Genomic DNA, 19450 nt, shown 5'->3' with positions numbered 1-19450 from the left:
TAAACATCAAGCATCTAACCAAATAATCAAGGCAATAATCTATTGATTATGAATACAAAAGAGGGCATCCGTTTTTTGGACACCCTCTTTTTTATGGGCCTAAAAGAGCTGGTGTGCGTTTTAAACTATTTCAAAACTAACCAGCCTTAATAAGTGTTATCTTTCTGCATATCTCCAACAGATATGAAATAGTTCAGGTTAAATTGTTAAATTAGCACTTTCAAACTAAAACTTTTGAAAATGATTGACCCAAAAGATTTTAAAAAGTATGCAACAAAGCATCTGGGTATCAACAGTCTTGCTTTGGATCAATATACATCGGTAACCAATAGTTACATTTCACCAACCATTATTGAAGAGCGTCAGTTAAACGTGGCCAGCATGGACGTTTTCTCTCGTCTGATGATGGATCGTATCATCTTCTTAGGCTTGCCTATTGATGATTATGTGGCGAATGTTATACAGGCCCAATTACTTTATCTGGAGTCGGCTGACCCGTCAAAAGATATCTCAATTTACTTTAATACACCAGGTGGATCGGTATATGCTGGTTTAGGTATCTATGATACCATGCAGTATATTTCATCAGACATAGCCACTATTTGTACTGGTATGGCGGCTTCAATGGGTGCTGTTCTGTTAACTGCTGGTACAAAAGGCAAACGTACTGCATTAAAGCATTCACGTATTATGATTCACCAGCCTATGGGTGGTGCACAGGGGCAAGCTTCAGATATTGAAATTACTGCTCGTGAGATTGGTAAATTAAAGAAGGAATTATATACCATTATTGCTGATCACTCGGGTAATACTTTCAAAAAGGTGGAGAAAGATTCTGATCGCGATTACTGGATGACGGCCGAAGAGGCTAAAGAATACGGGATGATTGATGAAGTCCTGGTTCGTAATTCAAAGAAATAAGAAAATTAAATCATAGTTGCGATGCAGAATCAGCTGAATAAGTTGACTCTGCATTCGTGTTTATATTACTGGTAGATAAATATGGATAAATGTTCATTTTGCGGTAGAGAGCGGAAAGATACGAATCTGCTGATAGCTGGAGTTTCAGGGCATATCTGCGATAGCTGTATTGAGCAGGCGCATTCTATTCTGGATGAAGAGGTGAAGAAGAAAAACTCCTTCGATGTAGATGAGATAACGCTTTTAAAACCTTTGGAGATCAAGACTTTTCTTGATCAGTATGTGATTGGACAGGAAGCTGCAAAAAAGTACTTATCTGTTGCTGTTTACAACCACTACAAGCGTTTGATGCAGAAAAGCAGCTCGGATGAGGTGGAGATTGAGAAATCAAACATCATATTGGTAGGTGAAACCGGAACCGGTAAAACCTTATTGGCCCGTACCATTGCTAAAATGCTACACGTGCCATTTACCATTGTTGATGCTACTGTGCTTACCGAAGCGGGCTATGTTGGTGAAGATATTGAAAGTATCCTGACACGTTTGTTGCAGGCTGCTGATTACAATGTGGAAGCAGCGGAAAAGGGCATTGTATTTATTGATGAGATAGATAAGATTGCCCGTAAGAGCGATAACCCATCTATTACACGTGATGTGTCAGGAGAGGGTGTTCAACAGGGACTTTTGAAGTTGCTCGAAGGCTCAATAGTGAATGTACCACCACAGGGAGGTCGTAAGCATCCGGAGCAGAAGATGATTCCGGTGGATACAAAAAACATCCTGTTTGTGTGTGGAGGTGCTTTCGATGGCATTGAGCGCAAGATTGCACAGCGTCTTAATACCAAGGTTGTTGGCTACATGGCCAGTAAATCAAATGAAAAGATTGACGCAGAAAACTTGTTGCAATACATAGCACCTCAGGATCTGAAATCATTTGGTTTAATTCCGGAGATCATTGGCCGTTTGCCAGTATTGACATATCTGCAACCGCTTAATCGTGAGATTTTAAGACGCATCTTAACAGAGCCTAAAAACTCCATTATCAAGCAGTACGAGAAGCTGTTTGAAATTGATGGTATCAAGCTGAAGTTTGACGATGATGTATTGGAATACGTTGTTGACACGGCTGTTGAATTTAAGTTAGGCGCCCGTGGTTTGCGTTCAATCTGTGAAACCATCATGATGGACGCCATGTTTAACTCGCCATCTGAGGACTTAAATGAGTTAGTTATTTCGCTCGATTTTGCCAAAAAGAAGCTTGAACATGCTAATATGGCTCGCCTAAAAGCCAGCTAATAAAGCATTAAAACGATATTTAAAGCAGCCCTTAAAAGGCTGCTTTTTTTGTATAATACATTTGCCTGCTGTTGTTGAGGAAACTTATAAGGTGCGCGACTTCCATTTAAGGGGCACTATAAGGGGGTAAACCAGCACTGTGATAACATAGAAAGGATAAAACATCTGCCAGAATATGACCTCAAACAGGGTAATCCTCAGCTTATACATATTACCACCTGCCTTAAGTAAAAGGTAGTCTGACAGGCATTTGAACAAGAGGTAGAGTGAGAGTAGTTTGAGAAAATCTGGATAAAAAAAACTACCCGCAAGACTAGCAAACAGCATAATGTTGACCAGTGCAACCAATAAGCCTGACAGGATGATGTGCTTATTCTTATAATGCGGTGCTTTGGCGGCCCATCGGGCACGCTGCTGCAGAAAGGCATGCAAACCTACTAGAGGAGCAGTCTCCACCATAGCTTGCGGTGCTTTGATATAGTGGATATCTTTTTTATGATGCTTCATCCATTCCAGCAAAAACATATCGTCTCCTGATGCAACTTGTGGTATTAGGTGTGCTTGTAGATAATTTTCTTTTGAGCATAACAGGTTGGCACCATTACACATAATAGCTTGTTGTTGAAGTGCTGCCCCTGCTCCACTAAGTTGAAGTGCTGTAAAGTCAACCTGCTGAAAACGTTGGTGGAAGCCTCTGCTTTTTTTGATCCTCACCGGCCCAATCAGCAGGTGGGGCTTATGTGTTGCATGGTAGGATGCCAATGTTGTTAACCACTCCTTGTGAAAAGTGCAATCAGCATCGGTGGTTACTATCGTAGTATATTGAGCTGCTCTGACGCCTTCCAACAGAGCTGCCTTTTTTCCCTCTTGAGTGCTATTGATTAGTCTGTATTCAACCTTAAAATCTGCCAGCAGGTCGGTTAATAGACTGGTGCTGTCATCCTTTGAGTGGTCGTTAACCAGAATAAGCTCCCAATTTTCATGTGATTGCTGCTTGAGTGATGCAATGAGTGCGGGCAGATTAACGGCTTCATCTTTAAAAGGAATTATGAGCGATAAGCCTGTTTCTGAAACACTGTTAGGACTATAATCATTGGTTTTAAGCCATTGCAGGTACCAGCCAACAATTTGTACCGAATAGGCCATCAAAGGCAGCAGAATTATAAGGAAAACGACTGTCATAGGCAAATAAAAGCCGGATGGTTGATCCGGCTTTGTAGTTTTATTGACGTTTAGTGATTATCCAGCTTTCCATTCGGTCACTTTGCAGAATTTCTTCCTGTCGTGCCTGTGCTTCATAAACTTTGGCAAATGATTCTAAACTTACCAGGTAGCGGTTGTTATGCATAAACCAGAAGCATTGTTCATGGCCTTTCGACTTCAGTTTCTCAATCATCTTATTGGCATTGGCTTCGGTACTGAAACTGCCAACAATTAGCTGATGCGGCTTCTTTACCTCAGGTTTAGCCACTGGCTGCACCTCTTCAACCGGTTCTGTTTTAGTTTCATTGGCAGCCGTATCTACCGGTCCTGCATCTATCGTACCAGCAGCATCACTGGCAGGTATCGGTTTTGGTTCTACTTTAGCAATCTCAGTTTTAATCTTTTTCTGTGTCTTGGCTGGTGAATTATCTTTTAAGAAGAAGAAATAAATAGAGAAGCCTATAAGCGGCAGCAGAATAAAAGCAGCCAGAAATATGGCGATGGAGCGGTTGCGTTTGCTATTATCTTCTTCGATGTATTTATTGGCAATTACTACAGGGTCTTTCTTTTCTTCTTCTGCAGTGTCTTTATCAGAGCCTGTTTCGGGTTCTATTTTGCTCCCATAGCTGCTGGGCTGTTCTTCTTCAACTTCAGCAATTGGTGTTGTATCATTAAGCGAGGTATCAGGTAGTTCGGTTGAAGCCTCAGTGATTTCCTCCTCTTTCTCGGGCTCAGTGGCATTGTCAATATCCAGCAATTCGTCACTTTCAGCTACAGGAGAAAGGGGCTCTGTTTTTACATCCTCTTCTGAGGTAAGTGTTTCAACCTGTTCAAAGCGAAGTATACCTGTGGCATCTTTTGTAAAAGTTCCCAGTCCTGCAATTTCATATTTGCCGTTCTCATCCAGCGAACTTTTCACCTTTTCTACATATGCATCAATCTTTTCTTCGGCTTCTTCCTTGGTAATGTTCTCCATTTCAACAAGGTGATCGACTAAAAGCCCGTCGTTAAAGCTTAAGAAATTATTAAACAGCACCGAAAAGCCATTTTCCTTGGCAACAATAAATGCCCCGAAATTGGGTATAATAACGCGGTTGTTTTCTTTGATCAATGAAAGAATGTAGTTTTCCATTTCAAGGTTTGTTCTGGTTAACAAATACTATCAAGCACCTAAGATAAGCAGAAATCTAAAAAAAACGTAAATGTCTCAGACCTCTTTTTGCATAACTGCCTGTTTTATTAACTTTTGCCTGATGAGTACATAGGAGCCAAATAGCGTAGGTATCACCACATTGCTTATCCATAATGAAAATATGGCTGCTAAAACCAGCGGGGTATCAACATCTGCCGATGAAAATAAAAAGATGGCCACGCTGCCCCGGATACCCATATCTATGAGTATGTGGGAAGGAATAATGGTAATTGATAGGAAATAGATAGTTGCCAAAGCCACAAAATCGCCAGTGCTGTACTGAAGTCCATAGAGCCACAACCAACTATACAATTGAATAATGTAAATGAGGTATCGCATCGATGTCCAGAACAGGGCTTTGAGCAGTGTATTAATTGGGATGTTTTGTATGATGCGCAGGTAGAAACGCAACTTTTTGTGGCAGATAGCTGCCAGGATAAGCAATGTTGTAAAAAGAGCTATGCATACAAGAGCTACCAATATGTGATGGAGTGGCAGGTTTAAGCGGTCTGTTATCTCACTATTAAAAAGGAAGGTAAAAGCGCCGCTTAGCAAAATAACCGTGTTTTGAAACAAGCCGCCCACGGTAGTGATTATCGCAGCATGGGTTCGTTGCTCGGCTGGCAGTAATGCCATTCTGCCCCCCATCTCGGCAATGCGCGCAGGTGATCCAACAGCCGTTGTGGTGCCCGCCATAACCTGTTGCCATGATTCTTTTAGAGACAGCGACTTAAATGGTGCCATCAGCACCTGCCATTTCTTTGTTTCACATAGTAAATTGAGGAACCACAGAGCCAATAAGAGCACACAAAGAATCAATGTATCGCCAGATAGCTGAACAGAATTAACAAGGGCTTTCCAATGAGTGAAATGCCATAGCTTATAGCCAATGAAACCATAGGCCAGCAGCGAAAGAATTAGGATTATCGCTTTACCTGTTTGTGGCCAAAGCTGTCGCTTCATGCTTTTTGCGATTAATAATTGGGAGCATACCAAATGCGAGCAGTCCCATACCTATAATCATCAGGTTTTGTGCAGCATGCACCACCAGTGCGAATACGCCACCACTTTCGGCCGGAACACCATACAGCTTAAGGGTAGCAATGACCATAAAATGCCAGGCGCCAATTCCACCCTGAACAGGTGCAATCATCCCTAAACTGCCTGTTAATAATATAGTAATACCCGCATTAATGTCGAGTGAAGAAGTGGCTGGCATGCTAAAGAAACACACGTAAATCATCAGGAAATACATGAACCAGATAAAAAAAGTATGCAATAGGTAGAGAGGCTTATTTTTTATTTTACGGATGGAGCTTAGTCCTTCGGTGAATTTAGCCATCAGGTTTTTCAGAAACATCAAAGCCCGGTATTGTTTCGAGTACTTTTTAATGAGCAGGATGGATACTGTTATTAGTGCGAGGATTCCATAAAACAGAGGGGAGAGAAATATTTCACCCACTGATTCCAGTTTGAGGGTGCGTAGCAGAAAACCTCCTAGCAAATCGAACTGGAGGGCTAGCACAGCCACCATAATAATAAGCAGCATAAATAAATCGCTCAGACGTTCGGCTACTACCGTACCTACCACCCGTGTGAATGATAAGCGTTCGTATTTACTAAGCACACCACACCGCGATACTTCTCCCATACGTGGAAAAATCAGGTTGGCCAGGTAGCCAATCATCACGGCGCAAAAGGTATTTAATAAACCGGGTTTCTTTTCAATGGGCTCAATCAGCATCTGCCAGCGCATGGCGCGGCTTACATGGCTCAGTATTCCCAGGCTAATCGATAAGATAATCCACTTATAGTCAACGTCGTTGCGTAGGATGGTGGCTATTTCGGTTGCATTCTGATCTTTATATAGCTGGTAAATAATAAATAAGCCAATGGCAGGAAATAATATAAATTGTATGAGCTTTGATAAGGATTTCTTCACTGATTGAACGAATTTAAATTTTTAGGTATCTTCATAACGGCTTTCAGGCTCGTTTTTTTACCTTTGCGCGCAATTGAGCGTCGAAGATACAAATTTGTATTTCTTTGACCAAAGAGGGCCCAAGCGGCGGGCCGATTCATTATTTAAACAACAGATTGGGATATGGTAAGAGCAAAAAAACATTTAGGTCAACATTTTCTTACAGATTTAGATATAGCCCAACGAATTGTAAACAGCCTATCGTCAGATTACAATAAGGTAATGGAGATTGGCCCGGGAACAGGGGTGTTGACACAATACCTGGTTCAAAGGCCGGATGTTGATTTAAACCTGATTGAGCTGGACAGTGAGTCGGTTGATTACCTTACAGCCCATTATCCCGAACTGAAGGGCCGTATCTTTTACAAAGATTTTCTGAAGCTTGATTTAACCGAAATTTTTAGCGAACCTTTTGCGCTGATTGGGAATTTCCCCTATAACATATCGGGGCCAATCTTCTTCAAGGTGTTTGAGTACCGTAACCAGATACCTGAAGTGGTGGGCATGCTGCAAAAGGAAGTGGCTGAACGGTTGGCAGCCGGACCCGGCACCAAAGTGTATGGCGTATTGAGCGTTTTACTTCAGGCGTTTTATAAAATAGATTACCTGTTTACCGTGGGTGCGCATGTGTTTAACCCGCCACCAAAGGTACAGTCGGGTGTTATTCGTTTAACCCGTAACGATGTGGATGCCCTGCCATGCGATGAGGCATTGTTTGTGAAAGTGGTAAAAGCAATTTTTAACCAGCGTCGTAAAGCCATCCGTAATTCACTCAAAGCAATCCCTTTCAATAGAGAGGCCATTGCCGACCATGAGTTTCTGACACGTCGTCCTGAGCAAATGAGTGTTAACGATTTCATCGAACTAACATGCATGATTCAGGCTAATCCGATTAATTAATAACCTCTAATTCTCTGTAGTTATGATGAATTTTGAATTAACAAGGGAGTATATTGACAGTTTAAGAGAACTGATTGAGGCCAAAAATGAAACGGCCATATCAGAGATACTGGAAGGACTTCACCCGGCCGATATTGCAGAGGTATATGAGGAATTAAGCATCGACGAGGCCAAGTACCTTTACTTCCTGATGGATGATGACACAGCAGCTGATGTTATCACCGAACTGGAGGAAGATGATCGTAAGCGTTTCCTGGAAAGTCTACCTAGTGAAGTAATTGCTAAGCGATTCATCGACAAGATGGATTCGGATGACGCAGCCGATGTACTGGGTGAGCTGGATGACGAGCGTCAGCTGGAAGTACTGTCACACATTGAGGATGTATCAACGGCAGGCGATATTGCCGATCTGCTGAACTATGATGAGGATACCGCCGGTGGTCTGATGGCCAAAGAGCTTATCAAGGTCAAAGAAACCTGGGGCATACCAACCTGTTTGCGCAGTATGAGACGCCAGGCCGAGGAAATTGATGAGATTTACTATGTATATGTGGTGGATAACGATGGCATACTCAAAGGTACTTTGTCATTAAAGCGCATGTTGCTTAGCCCTGTGGATGTGCTGGTGAAGGATATTTATAATTCAGATGTTATTTCGGTGCGGGTGGATGTAGATGCTGAGGATGTTAGTAACATCATGGATAAATATGACCTGGTGGCCTTGCCGGTTGTTGATTCGCTGGGACGTTTAGTGGGACGTATTACCATTGATGATGTGGTGGATGTGATGCGTGAAGAAGCCGAAAAGGATTACCAATTGGCATCCGGTATTACCGAAGATGTGGAAGCCTCTGACAGTGTATGGCAGCACACACGGGCACGTATTCCATGGCTGCTGATAGGTATGTTTGGTGGTATATTGGGCTCACGTGTGGTAAGTGGTTTTATTGATGTGCTGGATGAGCATCCGCAGTTGGCCTTCTTTATGGGACTGATTGCAGCGATGGGTGGTAACGTAGGTATCCAGTCGTCGGCTATTGTAGTACAATCGCTGGCTTCAGGTTCAACCAGCCTCGACAGTACCTGGAAGAAGCTGATGAAAGAACTGGGCATATCCTTGTTGAATGCTACCTTGTTAACCATTCTTATATTTACCTATAACAGAGTAGTGGGCGCAGACCTGGCTCTGACTATGACAGTGAGTGCCGCAATGTTTTCGGTGGTGGTGTTTGCTAACCTGTTTGGTACTTTTGTGCCTTTGCTGCTCAATCGGCTTAAGATTGATCCGGCCGTGGCAACCGGGCCATTCGTCACTACACTCAACGATATCATTGGCATGTTCTTGTACCTCACCATTGGTACCTTGTTCTTTTCCATGATAGGATAGCATTATGCCTTATGACTGATTGAGCCTGTTTTATTTTAGGCAGGCTATCGATCTTCTGTATCTAATTCCCTAATTTTGAAGCAACTTTATCACCATGAAGTAAGCAAAATCGGGAAGTTTATTGTCTGCCTAGCATATTAATAATCGGGAGTCAGCAGATATAGCATTTTGCCTGTTTCATGCGCAACACTTAAACACAAATCGCATGAAATTAGTTATTCGAACGCTGAAGGTATTGGGAATTACCTTGGCACTTATTCTTGTTATAATAGGTTTTATTTTATACCCTTTATTGAGGGGTGCAACGGGCTACACCGCCAAGATGCTGTGCTCGGGCGTTTTTGTTGAGGGCCTCTCGCAGCAGCAGGTAGAGCAAATGGAACTCGGTTCGTTTCCATTCAATAGGGTGGAAAGCACCGTTGACTTTCAAAACAAACAGGTGAAGAGCACCATCTTTAAGCTGGTATCTCAGTCGGCCCAATATGAAGAAGGTATTGGCGCCACTCTTTATCCGAATGGGTATAATGAGATTATAGGACGAATACCTTTACCTGTTAATACCAGAGATACCATCCCCTGGCCAACGGGAAGTGTGATTGCCGACACGGTTGCTGAAGGTATTGATGTGACTGGACTGAATCAATACATCAGTCAGCACTTTATGGTTACATCGCGTGCCGTGGTGGTAATTAAAGACGGCCAGCTGATTGCCGAACATTATGCTGAAGGGATAGACAAATACACACCGCTATTGGGTTGGAGCATGACTAAATCCATTGCGGCCACGCTGGTGGGAATACTGGTTAAGGATGGTGTGCTGACCGTTAATCAGCCGGTGACGATAAACGACTGGCCCACCGATGAGCGCCAGTACATTACCCTCAATAACCTCTTGCAGATGAGTAGCGGACTAAAGTGGAATGAAGACTACTCTAAAACCAGCCTGACTGATGTTTCCAGGATGCTATACCTCGAAAGTGATATGTCCGCGTATGCCAGTTCAGTTAAAAGTGAGGTCTCACCGGATTCTGTCTGGCGCTACTCATCGGGGACTACCAATATTATATCAGGCATGCTACGTTGGTGTTTTGATGAATATCAGGACTACTATCAGTTTCCACGGAAGCGCTTATTCAATAAGCTGGGGATGCAACATAGCCTGATAGAAACCGATGCCGTTGGTAATTTCGTAGGTTCTTCCTATGGCTATTGCTCAGCCCGCGATTGGGCGCGCCTGGGTATGCTTTACCTGAATAATGGCGTGTGGCAGGGTGAACAGATCTTGCCCGAATGGTGGGTGCAGTATGCTACCACACCGGCCCGTCAGTCTAATGGACAATATGGGGCGCAGATATGGTTAAATGCCTCGCAACAACACATGCCCGACTTACCAGCCGATGTTTATTTTTTTAATGGCTACCGCGGACAGCGCGTTACGGTTATGCCATCAATGAACATGGTGGTGGTTTGCTTAAATTCATCTGCTGAACGAATTGATTTTAACAGCTATCTGAAAGGGATGCTGAAGTATGTGCAATAAACTCATAAGAAGGTAAATCGCTTATTAGTCTGTCTTTTATGTGTCTGGAAATAATATCTTTTGTACATTCGAGATGATAACCGTTATGAGAATACTTCATTGTATTTTTTAATGCGTTGATTTTAACCTGGGCCTGTATACTTTGGGCTAATAAACTATTATTATGAGATACCTTATTATTTTACTATGTCTGTGTTCAGTTACATTAACTGCACAAACGAAGATTGATTCATTAATACCGGTCCGCGGTTTTAGTATTGCTGCTCCCCAAACCGATCAGGTGGAGCAATTTATCAGTTTTGTAGAGAAAGAGTTGGTGCCTTTGCATATCAATACCTTAATTCTGCGTGTGGATTACAATTATGCCTATGAGTCGCACCCCGAGCTGCGTAATGGAACCGTTTTAAGCAATGCCGATGTGAAGCAGCTGGTGGCCATGGGGCAAAAACACCATATTAATATAATACCACAAATCAACTTATTGGGGCATCAATCGTGGGCCGAGGATTTAGGGAATCTGTTGAAAGTATATCCCGAGTTTGACGAAACACCACACATACCCATGATGGAGAAGTACGAATGGCCCAACGAGCATGGTTTGTACTGTAAAAGTTATTGCCCTTTGCATCCAGATGTGCATAAGGTGGTGTTTGCCTTGGTAGATGAGCTGATGGAGGCTTTTGAAGCAACGGCTTTTCATGCCGGGCTGGACGAGGTGTTTTACATTGGTGATGATAAATGTCCGCGCTGTGGCGGGCACGACAAGGCAGAGCTGTATGCCAACGAAGTAAGAAAAATAAGAGATCACCTGGCCCTTAACGACCAACAGTTGTGGATGTGGGGCGATCGCCTGATAGATGGTAAAACCACCGGTATGGGCATGTGGGAAGCCAGTATGAATAATACTCACCGGGCCATTGATATGATTCCGAAAGATGTGTTTATCTGTGACTGGCATTATGAGCGACCTGATAAAACAGCAGTGCTTTTTGCCATGAAGGGCTTCAGAGTGGCCACCTGCTCCTGGCGTCATCCTGAAGTATCAAAAGTGCAGGTAGAGGATATGCTGAAATTCAGGGCCGAATCAACGCCCGAGATGCGCGATAACTTTCAGGGTAACATTCTGACAATATGGTCTGGAGCAGAAAGTTTTATCGAAGGCTATTACAGTTCAAACGATAGTAAACAGCGGCAGATGCTGGAGATGTTTAAAGGATTATAGTGTTCTTTTATGGCTGTTTTTGGTAAGATGTAATGATTAATTTTAGTTTCTTAGCGGCACTAAAATTAAATTATATTCAATGAAAACAGCCTTAATTTTACTCCTTGTCTCTATCAGCGCATCCATTTTTGCACAATCAGATTATCGTTCTGGTTACATAATTAGCTTAAGTGGAGATACAATTCATGGTTTGATTGACTTTAGGGGAAATGTCAGAAATAGTTTACAATGTAAATTTAAATCCGATGATGGCACGAATGACGTATACCACCCTTTTGATATTCACAGCTACAGGTTTACCGATGGTAAATATTATATCTCTAAAAAAGTAAAGCAGGGTAAAGAAGAGTCTGCCAATGTTTTTGTCGAATACCTGGTTAATGGAGAGAAAGATCTTTTCTATTATCGCACAGATGAGGCCAATCATTACCTGATCAGCTATGATGAAACAACGGTTGTACCATTGCCTTACAGGGAAAGCACAAGTTTGAAAGACGGGAAGTATTACGGAACCAAATCGACGCAACACATAGGCTTTCTTAAATCTTATTTTAATGACGCTCCTGAGTTATACAGACAAATTGAAAGTATTCAACAGCCTAATGCCCGTAACCTGACGAAACTTACTAAAGCCTATCATGACTTGAAGTGCGATAGTAGCGCATGTATTATTTATGCCAAGACAAAAAACAAGTTTAGTATGGCTATAGAGCCGGTATTTGGGTATTATAAGAGCAAAATGTTTTCAGATTTTAATCCTCAGTATGGAGCTCATCTTTTCTTTTGGTTGCCTCAGTATAATGAAAATGTGTATGCTAAAACGGGATTTCTTTATACTAGCAATACCGCTTTGGTAGAGGATCTGGGGGAGCTTGGAGAAATTGACTACAAGATCTATACAGTGCCAGCTGCCTTTGAATATCAGATGCCTTTTAAGCGTATTAAGCCAAAGCTTGATTTGGGTATTAATGCACATTTTATCAACAGCCAAGGTCGTTTTGAAGGAGCTGGCCTGAGTTTGGCGGCAGGTGCCGGGGTAATGATAAAGGTAACTTCGTTTATGTATTTAGACGCAGAAGTAACGAGCGATATTACTGGTTTCGCATATGAGACTGACCTGATACAAGGCGTAGGCTACCGGGGCGGCATTTATTTTAAGCTATAACTTGTGTTGGTATACTAATCTGGTTTTTCGCAACTCATCGGTCTTTTTCCGCAATTCACCGAATTTGTCTGTGACAGTAGGTGCAGTCCTGTTACTTTAGCGGTATAATTAGTAACAAACTCTAATACTACTGTTATGGAAGAAATAAGAAAACACAACAAACGCGGATTACTAGGCGCTTTTTTAATAGCCATTGGCGTTATATTACTATTGGGTAACCTGGGCTATCTGCCCTACGAGGTAACCGATGTTATTTTCAGATGGCCCATGATTTTTGTGGCTATAGGTATTTTTAACCTGATTAAGAAAGAATACACTGCTGCTATTATCACCCTGTCTATCGGAGGTTTTTATTTATTGCCGCACCTGATTGATGGCGTCAGCTACAAAGATGTATTTAAGTTCTGGCCGGTTTTTATCATCCTGATAGGTTTAGCCTTCTATTTTAAAAGACGCGATATGAAACCGATGATGCGTACATCCGGAAGTACAGATGATTATATCGATGAGGTAGATATTTTTGGAGGTGGTGTGACGCAGGTGGAGTCCAAGAACTTCAGGGGAGGTAAGATAACAGCCATCTTTGGTGGTGGCGAAGTATATATGGATCGCTGTCAGCTATCGCCCGAAGGCGCCATACTGGATGTGGCCATGGTGTTTGGCGGTACTAAAATTATTGTACCGCGCGACTGGACTGTAAAGACCGAAGTGGTATCCATCTTTGGGGGGTTTGCCGATAAGCGCAACTTCTTTTCAGAAGGAGGCAGTGATCCGTCAAAAACCATAATTATTAAAGGAACTGCTGTGTTTGGTGGTGGCGAAATCAGAAGCATCTAATCGGGTTATAGTATGAATCATCCTATCTTCTCAGAGAACCGGATATTTAAGCTGTATGCCATTGTATGGATGATTGTTTGTGCAGTGCATGCAGGTATCAACCTAATCATTTATGAGCTGCCGGTTGAGCTGGCCATTATCGATAGCCTGACATTTAATGTGTTGATGTTCTTCCTGGGGCTGAGTATATGGTACCCGCTGATGTACAGCGATCGCTCAAAGGGGCGGACAAATGCGGTTGTGCAGATTATTTTACTGGGTAGTATCATCGTCTTTATATGGCTGTTTCTGGGTTTTAAGTTTCTGGAGCTGCTGTTTGACAATGAGGTCATTAATGAACTGTTTACCCGCAATGCCATTATCATGCGTACAACAGTGGGTGGTTTAATCTTCACGGTGTTTGTGATTGTGTATTACATGCTCATATTTTACAACGAGATAGAAGAGAAGAACCGTCAGCATGAGCAGATGAACCGCCTCTTGCGCGAAACGGAGCTCAATGCCTTAAAGTCGCAGCTGAATCCGCATTTCCTGTTTAACAGCCTCAATAGCGTCAGTGCTTTAACCATTACTGATGCTGATGCAGCCAGGGAGATGATTAATAAGCTCTCGGAATTTATGCGTTACTCGCTCAAGAAAAATGAGGAGGCCCTGCTGCCTTTGCGCCAGGAACTCAAGAATATCAATCGTTATCTGGAGATTGAGAAAGTACGCTTTGGTGAGCGTCTGCTGTGCGAACTGGATGTGGCACAAGATTGTAAGGACAAACAGGTGCCGGTGCTGATTCTGCAACCTCTCTTTGAGAATGCTATTAAGCACGGGGTGTACGAGAGTATTGAGCCGGTCACTATCCGTACCTTTTGTCGCATGGTGGACAATGAGCTGGAAATAAGCGTTATCAATAATTACGATGAAGACAGTGTGAGCCGCAAGGGCGAAGGAGTAGGACTGGCCAACGTACGTAACCGTCTGCAGCTGATATATAACCGTTCCGATTTATTGTCAATCAACCACGAAAATCACTATTTTGAGGTGGTCTTGCGCATTCCTCAAAATGCCCATGAACCAAACTAAATGACCTATCCTATGAGTTATAAAGCACTGATTATTGATGATGAGCCTCCTGCGCGCAGTATCATCAGGGCCTATCTGAAGAAGCACACTGCCATAGAAGTGGTGGGTGAATGTGCCAATGGATTTGAGGCAATGAAAGCTATCAAAGATAAACAACCCCACATGCTGTTTCTGGATATACAGATGCCCAAGATTACCGGGCTGGAACTGCTGGAGGTGATTGATGAACCGGTGCAGGTCATCTTCAGTACAGCCTACGACCAGTATGCCTTAAAAGCCTTTGAGCTGAATGCAGTGGACTATTTGCTTAAGCCCTTTGACGAAAATCGCTTTGATGCAGCGGTTGAGAAGGTGCTGCAGAAGATTCAGTCGGGTGATATGTCCAATCAGCCACAGGTCGAACAGCTTAAAGAGAATGATTCCGCTGCCCTGGAACGCATTGTGGTCAAAAAGGGCACACAGCTGGAGGTGATTGACCTGGATAAACTGCTATACATCGAAGCGCAGGAAGATTATGTGATGATTTATACCGAAGCAGGTCATTATCTCAAGTCTAAAACCATGAAATATTTTGAGCTACACCTGCCATCAGATCGCTTCCTCCGCATTCATCGCAGCTATATTGTTAACACGACTAAGATTAAAGGACTTGAGCCCTATGACAAGGACACTTACCTGGCCATTCTGAATCCTGATTGCAAGCTTAAAGTGAGCCGCACCGGCTACAAAAAGCTGAAGGAAGTGATGGATTTTTAGATTCTCTTCAGACATAAGAGGCAAGATAAAAGACACAAGAAATACAAACGTATGGTAGTCGCACATGGTAGATGAAAGGGGTGTCCGAAAATCAAAAAATAATAATAATAAACTTATAATTCGTAAGAAAACACCTCTCCCCAATCCTCTCCTTCAAGGAGAGGAAGCCACTACTTAACAAAGATATCATCTTGCATTAGAGATAGTTGCCTTTTATTAATGATGTCACCTTCTCCTTGAGGAGGATTTATTCCGCCAGAGCGGAAAGGCCGGGATGAGGTGATGAAGATATAGATTATTAGTATAAAACCTGCCTCTCTTCATTTTCGTATATCCCCTTAGCGTTTGCGGATGCTAACGAGCTATTCGGCTATAGCGCAGCGTTGCTAAACCTTCAACTCCTAAACCCTCAACTCTAAACTCTAAACCCATCTCTCTCTTTTACCAAATTCGAACATTCTAGCACCATTAACCTTGACTCTTGCCGCTTAAATAGTATTTTTGCGCAAAACTTTTTCTGTGAAGGTACACTCCGACTTATCAAAATTTAAAGCACAACGCCCCGTTATTACCATTGGTATGTTTGATGGGGTACACACCGGGCATAGGGTGCTGCTGGGGCGCTTGACCCGGAAAGCCAAAGAGGTGGATGGTGAGTCGGTGGTGATTACATTCTGGCCCCATCCGCGCATGGTGCTGAAGCAGGATGCCGATAAGCTGCGCTTCCTTACATCGCCCGAAGAGCGCACCAAGCTATTCGGGCAGCTGGGTATCGACCACCTGGTGCTGATACCTTTCTCGCTGGAGCTGGCCAACCTCACCGCCGAAGAGTTTATTCAACAGATATTAATTGATAAGCTGGGTATCCATCACCTGATGGTGGGTTATAACCACCGTTTTGGCAAAGGGCGCCAGCACAGTTACGACGAATACCAGGCATTTGCCAAAAAATACAATTTCTCCATTTCGATGGTGGAAGCAGTGCTGACCGATGGCATGCAAACCAGCTCTACCGATATACGCAATCACCTGCTGGCCGGCCAGATGCAGGAGGCCAACAATATACTGGGCTATCAGTATACCGTGTCGGGGCGTGTGGTAGGTGGGCAACAGCTGGGACGACGCATCGGCTACCCAACGGCCAATATTGAGGTGGAAGAGCCCCATAAGCTGATTCCGCCCGATGGCGTGTATGCGGTCAAAGTGCGCGTGGAAGGAAAAGATTACGGCGGTATGCTCAATATCGGTTATCGCCCTACGGTGAATCACAATGTGGACCATCGCTCGCTGGAGGTGCATATCTTCGATTTCAACCACGACATCTACTCCGAAGAAGTGGAGCTGGAATTTATTGAGCGTGTGCGCGACGAGCAAAAGTTTGCTAATGTGGATGAGCTCATTGCCCAACTAAAAAAGGACGAAGCCACCATCAGGGGCATTGTTGCAGGAGAATAGCGGGCTTTTCAAGGAATGAATCAATTACTGTATATGATTACTAATCCTTAGTCGAACCCACCCCGGGGTTCTTTTTGTGATTTACTCTTATCCCATGGGTTTCACCCATGGTTATTATTGTATAATCCTTTCAGGATAAATAATGTCTGCAGGACATTAACCATAATAGCCCCGTGCGAAGCGCGGGGTAATGAAAAAGGAAAGTATGCAACCCTGAAATGGGTTGAATGTTGATTGCATGCAACGATATTTGGGTCCTATAGGCATCGCCTTGTTTTATCTCGCCATGAGACATCAGCTGAAAGTCTTAGCCAGAATAATGGTTTAGATAGGAACTGTCCCACAGACTTTCACTACTAAGCACTAGTTCTTTGACAATCCATTTAAGATAACAATGTGTTTTTTGTCATGGGTTTACCGACATAAGTAACGCAGTTTGGGACCCATTTGCAAAAGCGGAGGAAAGAAAAATTTGAAGTCAAGCTGTGAATCTTTAAATTTTTCCAGAAGCGTTGCATTAATGGGTAAACGAGTGCTTTAGTCGGCGGCTTTTTTCTCACCTTTTTGAGCTGGAGGCAAAAAGGTGAAGCCTCAACGGCTTGAGTTGAAAAAAATATATGGTAAATGTGATAACCTTGCGCTAGTTCTTATCCCTCAGCTTTTTCAAACAATTTTTACTACTTTTGTAGTCCTTTTTAAATACCGATAACAACAAAAATAAAATAACAGTTATGGCTGATTATAAAGTAGCTGACCTGAGTTTGGCTGATTACGGAAGAAAAGAGATTAACATCGCCGAGAAGGAGATGCCTGGTTTGATGGCCCTTCGCGCCAAGTACGGTGCCGAAAAGCCTTTGAAAGGGGCGCGTGTAATGGGTTCGTTACACATGACTATTCAAACGGCTGTATTGATTGAAACGCTGGTAGAGCTGGGTGCCGATGTACGCTGGTGTAGCTGTAACATCTACAGTACGCAAGACCATGCAGCAGCTGCTATTGCCGAAGCTGGAGTGCCTGTGTTTGCCTGGAAAGGTGAGACACTGGAAGAGTACTGGTGGTGTACCGAAAAAGCCCTGAACTTTGGTGATGGCCTGGGTCCGGATATGATTGTGGACGATGGTGGCGATGCTACTTTGATGATCCATAAAGGAGTTGAAGCATTAAGCAATGCAGCTATTCTGGATGCTGACTACAGTGGCGAAGGTGAGGACTTCCGCGAGCTGATGGCTTTGGTGAAGCGTACTTTTAACGAAGACCCACAGCGCTGGAAGAAGGTAGCCGACGGCATTAAGGGTGTGAGTGAAGAAACCACTACAGGTGTACACCGTTTGTACCAGATGATGGAGCGTGGTGAGTTACTGTTCCCTGCTATTAACGTAAACGACTCAGTAACCAAGTCGAAGTTTGATAACCTGTATGGCTGTCGCGAGAGTTTGGCCGATGGTATCAAGCGCGGTACTGACGTGATGGTAGCCGGTAAAACAGTGGTGGTATGTGGATACGGTGATGTGGGTAAAGGTTGTGCGCAGAGTATGCGTGGCTTTGGTGCCCGTGTGATTGTTACCGAGATTGACCCTATCTGTGCGTTACAGGCAGCTATGGAAGGTTACGAGGTATCAACTGTTGAAGATGCATTGAGCGAAGCCAATATTGTGGTGACCACAACCGGTAACAAGGATGTGATTACCCTTGAGCACATGAAGCAGATGAAGGACCAGACCATTGTGTGTAACATCGGTCACTTCGATAATGAGATACAGGTAGAGAAGCTGGAGAAATATCCTGGTATTAAAGAAATCAACATCAAGCCACAGGTAGATCAGTTTGAGTTCCCTGATGGGCACAGCATCATCCTGTTGTCGCGCGGTCGTTTGGTGAACCTGGGTAATGCAACAGGCCACCCAAGTTTTGTGATGAGTAACTCATTTACCAACCAGACACTGGCTCAAATTGAAATCTGGAAGAACAACTACGAGGTAGGCGTTTATACATTGCCTAAGCACCTTGATGAGGAAGTAGCTCGCTTACACCTGGCTCAGTTAGGCGTTAAGCTAACTCGCCTGAGCGACGAGCAGGCTGCCTATATTGGTGTTAATCCTGATGGCCCATACAAGCCAGAGCACTACCGTTACTAATCGGTTAATATAAGCAATACAATATAGAGCCGTTCTCACTTCGAGAGCGGCTTTTTTTGTCTTTCATCCGTTTAAATGGATTTCCCCCATCGGCTTACAGCCACTTCCCCCAAGGGAAGATTTTTAGTGGCAGCCTGGTTAATGTGAATTGTTCCTGGATACAAACCAATTCTCCCCTTGGGGAGACACCCGCAGGGAGAGGGGGGAATGCCCCACTTTTCAGCAGACCCGCACAGTCAAAACACATTTTCGAGTGGGCCAGGATCATCCAGAATTAGATGATTGTTTGACCCCTGACCTCGGCAACGCAGTCTGGGACCCACTCATTGAGTGAAAGAAAGGAAGATTTGGAGCATGAAATGTAAATCTTTAAATCTTCCCTGAAA

The 19450-nt window shown here is 43.5% G+C and carries 16 protein-coding genes; 12 read left to right on the top strand and 4 right to left on the bottom strand.

The features are described 5' to 3' along the window. The first annotated feature begins 240 nt into the window (after positions 1–240). Positions 241–921: an ATP-dependent Clp endopeptidase proteolytic subunit ClpP gene (gene clpP / locus KDU71_RS21945; RefSeq protein WP_212193274.1), complete on the top strand. Its 681-nt coding sequence runs from the start codon at positions 241–243 to the stop codon at positions 919–921. An 81-nt stretch (positions 922–1002) separates the two neighbouring features. Beyond that, positions 1003–2217, top strand: a complete 1215-nt coding sequence (gene clpX, locus KDU71_RS21940; protein WP_212193273.1) for an ATP-dependent Clp protease ATP-binding subunit ClpX — start codon at positions 1003–1005, stop codon at positions 2215–2217. A gap of 84 nt (positions 2218–2301) precedes the next feature. Here clpX and KDU71_RS21935 read toward each other — a convergent pair whose 3' ends face one another. The 4 genes from KDU71_RS21935 to KDU71_RS21920 all read right to left on the bottom strand — a co-directional run bounded on the left by KDU71_RS21935 (position 2302) and on the right by KDU71_RS21920 (position 6554). Further along, the gene (locus KDU71_RS21935; protein WP_212193272.1) at positions 2302–3399 is read right to left on the bottom strand and encodes a glycosyltransferase; all 1098 of its coding nucleotides are present in this window, start codon (positions 3397–3399) and stop codon (positions 2302–2304) included. 40 nt (positions 3400–3439) lie between these two features. Continuing rightward, positions 3440–4552 (bottom strand): HU family DNA-binding protein, encoded by a 1113-nt coding sequence (locus tag KDU71_RS21930; protein ID WP_212193271.1) that lies wholly within the window; start codon positions 4550–4552, stop codon positions 3440–3442. Positions 4553–4627: 75 nt separating this feature from the next. Further along, positions 4628–5575, bottom strand: a complete 948-nt coding sequence (locus KDU71_RS21925; RefSeq protein WP_212193270.1) for a hypothetical protein — start codon at positions 5573–5575, stop codon at positions 4628–4630. Further along, positions 5544–6554, bottom strand: a complete 1011-nt coding sequence (locus KDU71_RS21920) for a lysylphosphatidylglycerol synthase transmembrane domain-containing protein (protein WP_212193269.1) — start codon at positions 6552–6554, stop codon at positions 5544–5546. The genes KDU71_RS21925 and KDU71_RS21920 overlap by 32 nt, the downstream gene beginning before the upstream one ends. A gap of 162 nt (positions 6555–6716) precedes the next feature. Between KDU71_RS21920 and rsmA the strand changes: the two genes are divergently transcribed. The 10 genes from rsmA to ahcY all read left to right on the top strand — a co-directional run bounded on the left by rsmA (position 6717) and on the right by ahcY (position 19064). Further along, complete coding sequence (gene rsmA / locus KDU71_RS21915; protein WP_212193268.1) at positions 6717–7493, top strand: 16S rRNA (adenine(1518)-N(6)/adenine(1519)-N(6))-dimethyltransferase RsmA; 777 nt, start codon at positions 6717–6719, stop codon at positions 7491–7493. Positions 7494–7515: 22 nt separating this feature from the next. Continuing rightward, positions 7516–8880, top strand: a complete 1365-nt coding sequence (gene mgtE / locus KDU71_RS21910; protein WP_212193267.1) for a magnesium transporter — start codon at positions 7516–7518, stop codon at positions 8878–8880. A gap of 205 nt (positions 8881–9085) precedes the next feature. Beyond that, positions 9086–10420, top strand: a complete 1335-nt coding sequence (locus KDU71_RS21905) for a serine hydrolase domain-containing protein (RefSeq protein ID WP_212193266.1) — start codon at positions 9086–9088, stop codon at positions 10418–10420. A gap of 163 nt (positions 10421–10583) precedes the next feature. Beyond that, positions 10584–11642 (top strand): family 20 glycosylhydrolase, encoded by a 1059-nt coding sequence (locus KDU71_RS21900; RefSeq protein WP_212193265.1) that lies wholly within the window; start codon positions 10584–10586, stop codon positions 11640–11642. Positions 11643–11721: 79 nt separating this feature from the next. Continuing rightward, a complete protein-coding gene (locus KDU71_RS21895) occupies positions 11722–12807 on the top strand; it encodes a hypothetical protein (protein ID WP_212193264.1) in 1086 nt (361 codons plus the stop codon). Positions 12808–12942: 135 nt separating this feature from the next. Beyond that, complete coding sequence (locus KDU71_RS21890; protein ID WP_212193263.1) at positions 12943–13644, top strand: LiaF transmembrane domain-containing protein; 702 nt, start codon at positions 12943–12945, stop codon at positions 13642–13644. A 12-nt stretch (positions 13645–13656) separates the two neighbouring features. Next, positions 13657–14718 carry a sensor histidine kinase gene (locus KDU71_RS21885; protein WP_212193262.1) on the top strand — a complete coding sequence of 354 codons (1062 nt, stop codon included), beginning with the start codon at positions 13657–13659 and terminating at the stop codon, positions 14716–14718. A gap of 12 nt (positions 14719–14730) precedes the next feature. Continuing rightward, positions 14731–15474, top strand: a complete 744-nt coding sequence (locus tag KDU71_RS21880; RefSeq protein WP_244828653.1) for a LytR/AlgR family response regulator transcription factor — start codon at positions 14731–14733, stop codon at positions 15472–15474. A 519-nt stretch (positions 15475–15993) separates the two neighbouring features. After that, the gene (locus KDU71_RS21875; protein WP_317195180.1) at positions 15994–16929 is read left to right on the top strand and encodes a bifunctional riboflavin kinase/FAD synthetase; all 936 of its coding nucleotides are present in this window, start codon (positions 15994–15996) and stop codon (positions 16927–16929) included. A gap of 731 nt (positions 16930–17660) precedes the next feature. Further along, positions 17661–19064, top strand: a complete 1404-nt coding sequence (ahcY, locus tag KDU71_RS21870) for an adenosylhomocysteinase (protein WP_212193260.1) — start codon at positions 17661–17663, stop codon at positions 19062–19064. Positions 19065–19450 lie beyond the last annotated feature (386 nt).

The organism is Carboxylicivirga sediminis (assembly GCF_018156225.1).
GTDB lineage: Bacteria > Bacteroidota > Bacteroidia > Bacteroidales > Marinilabiliaceae > Carboxylicivirga > Carboxylicivirga sediminis.
Note: the sequence above shows the minus strand (reverse complement) of the source record. Positions and strands in the feature narration are given on the sequence as shown.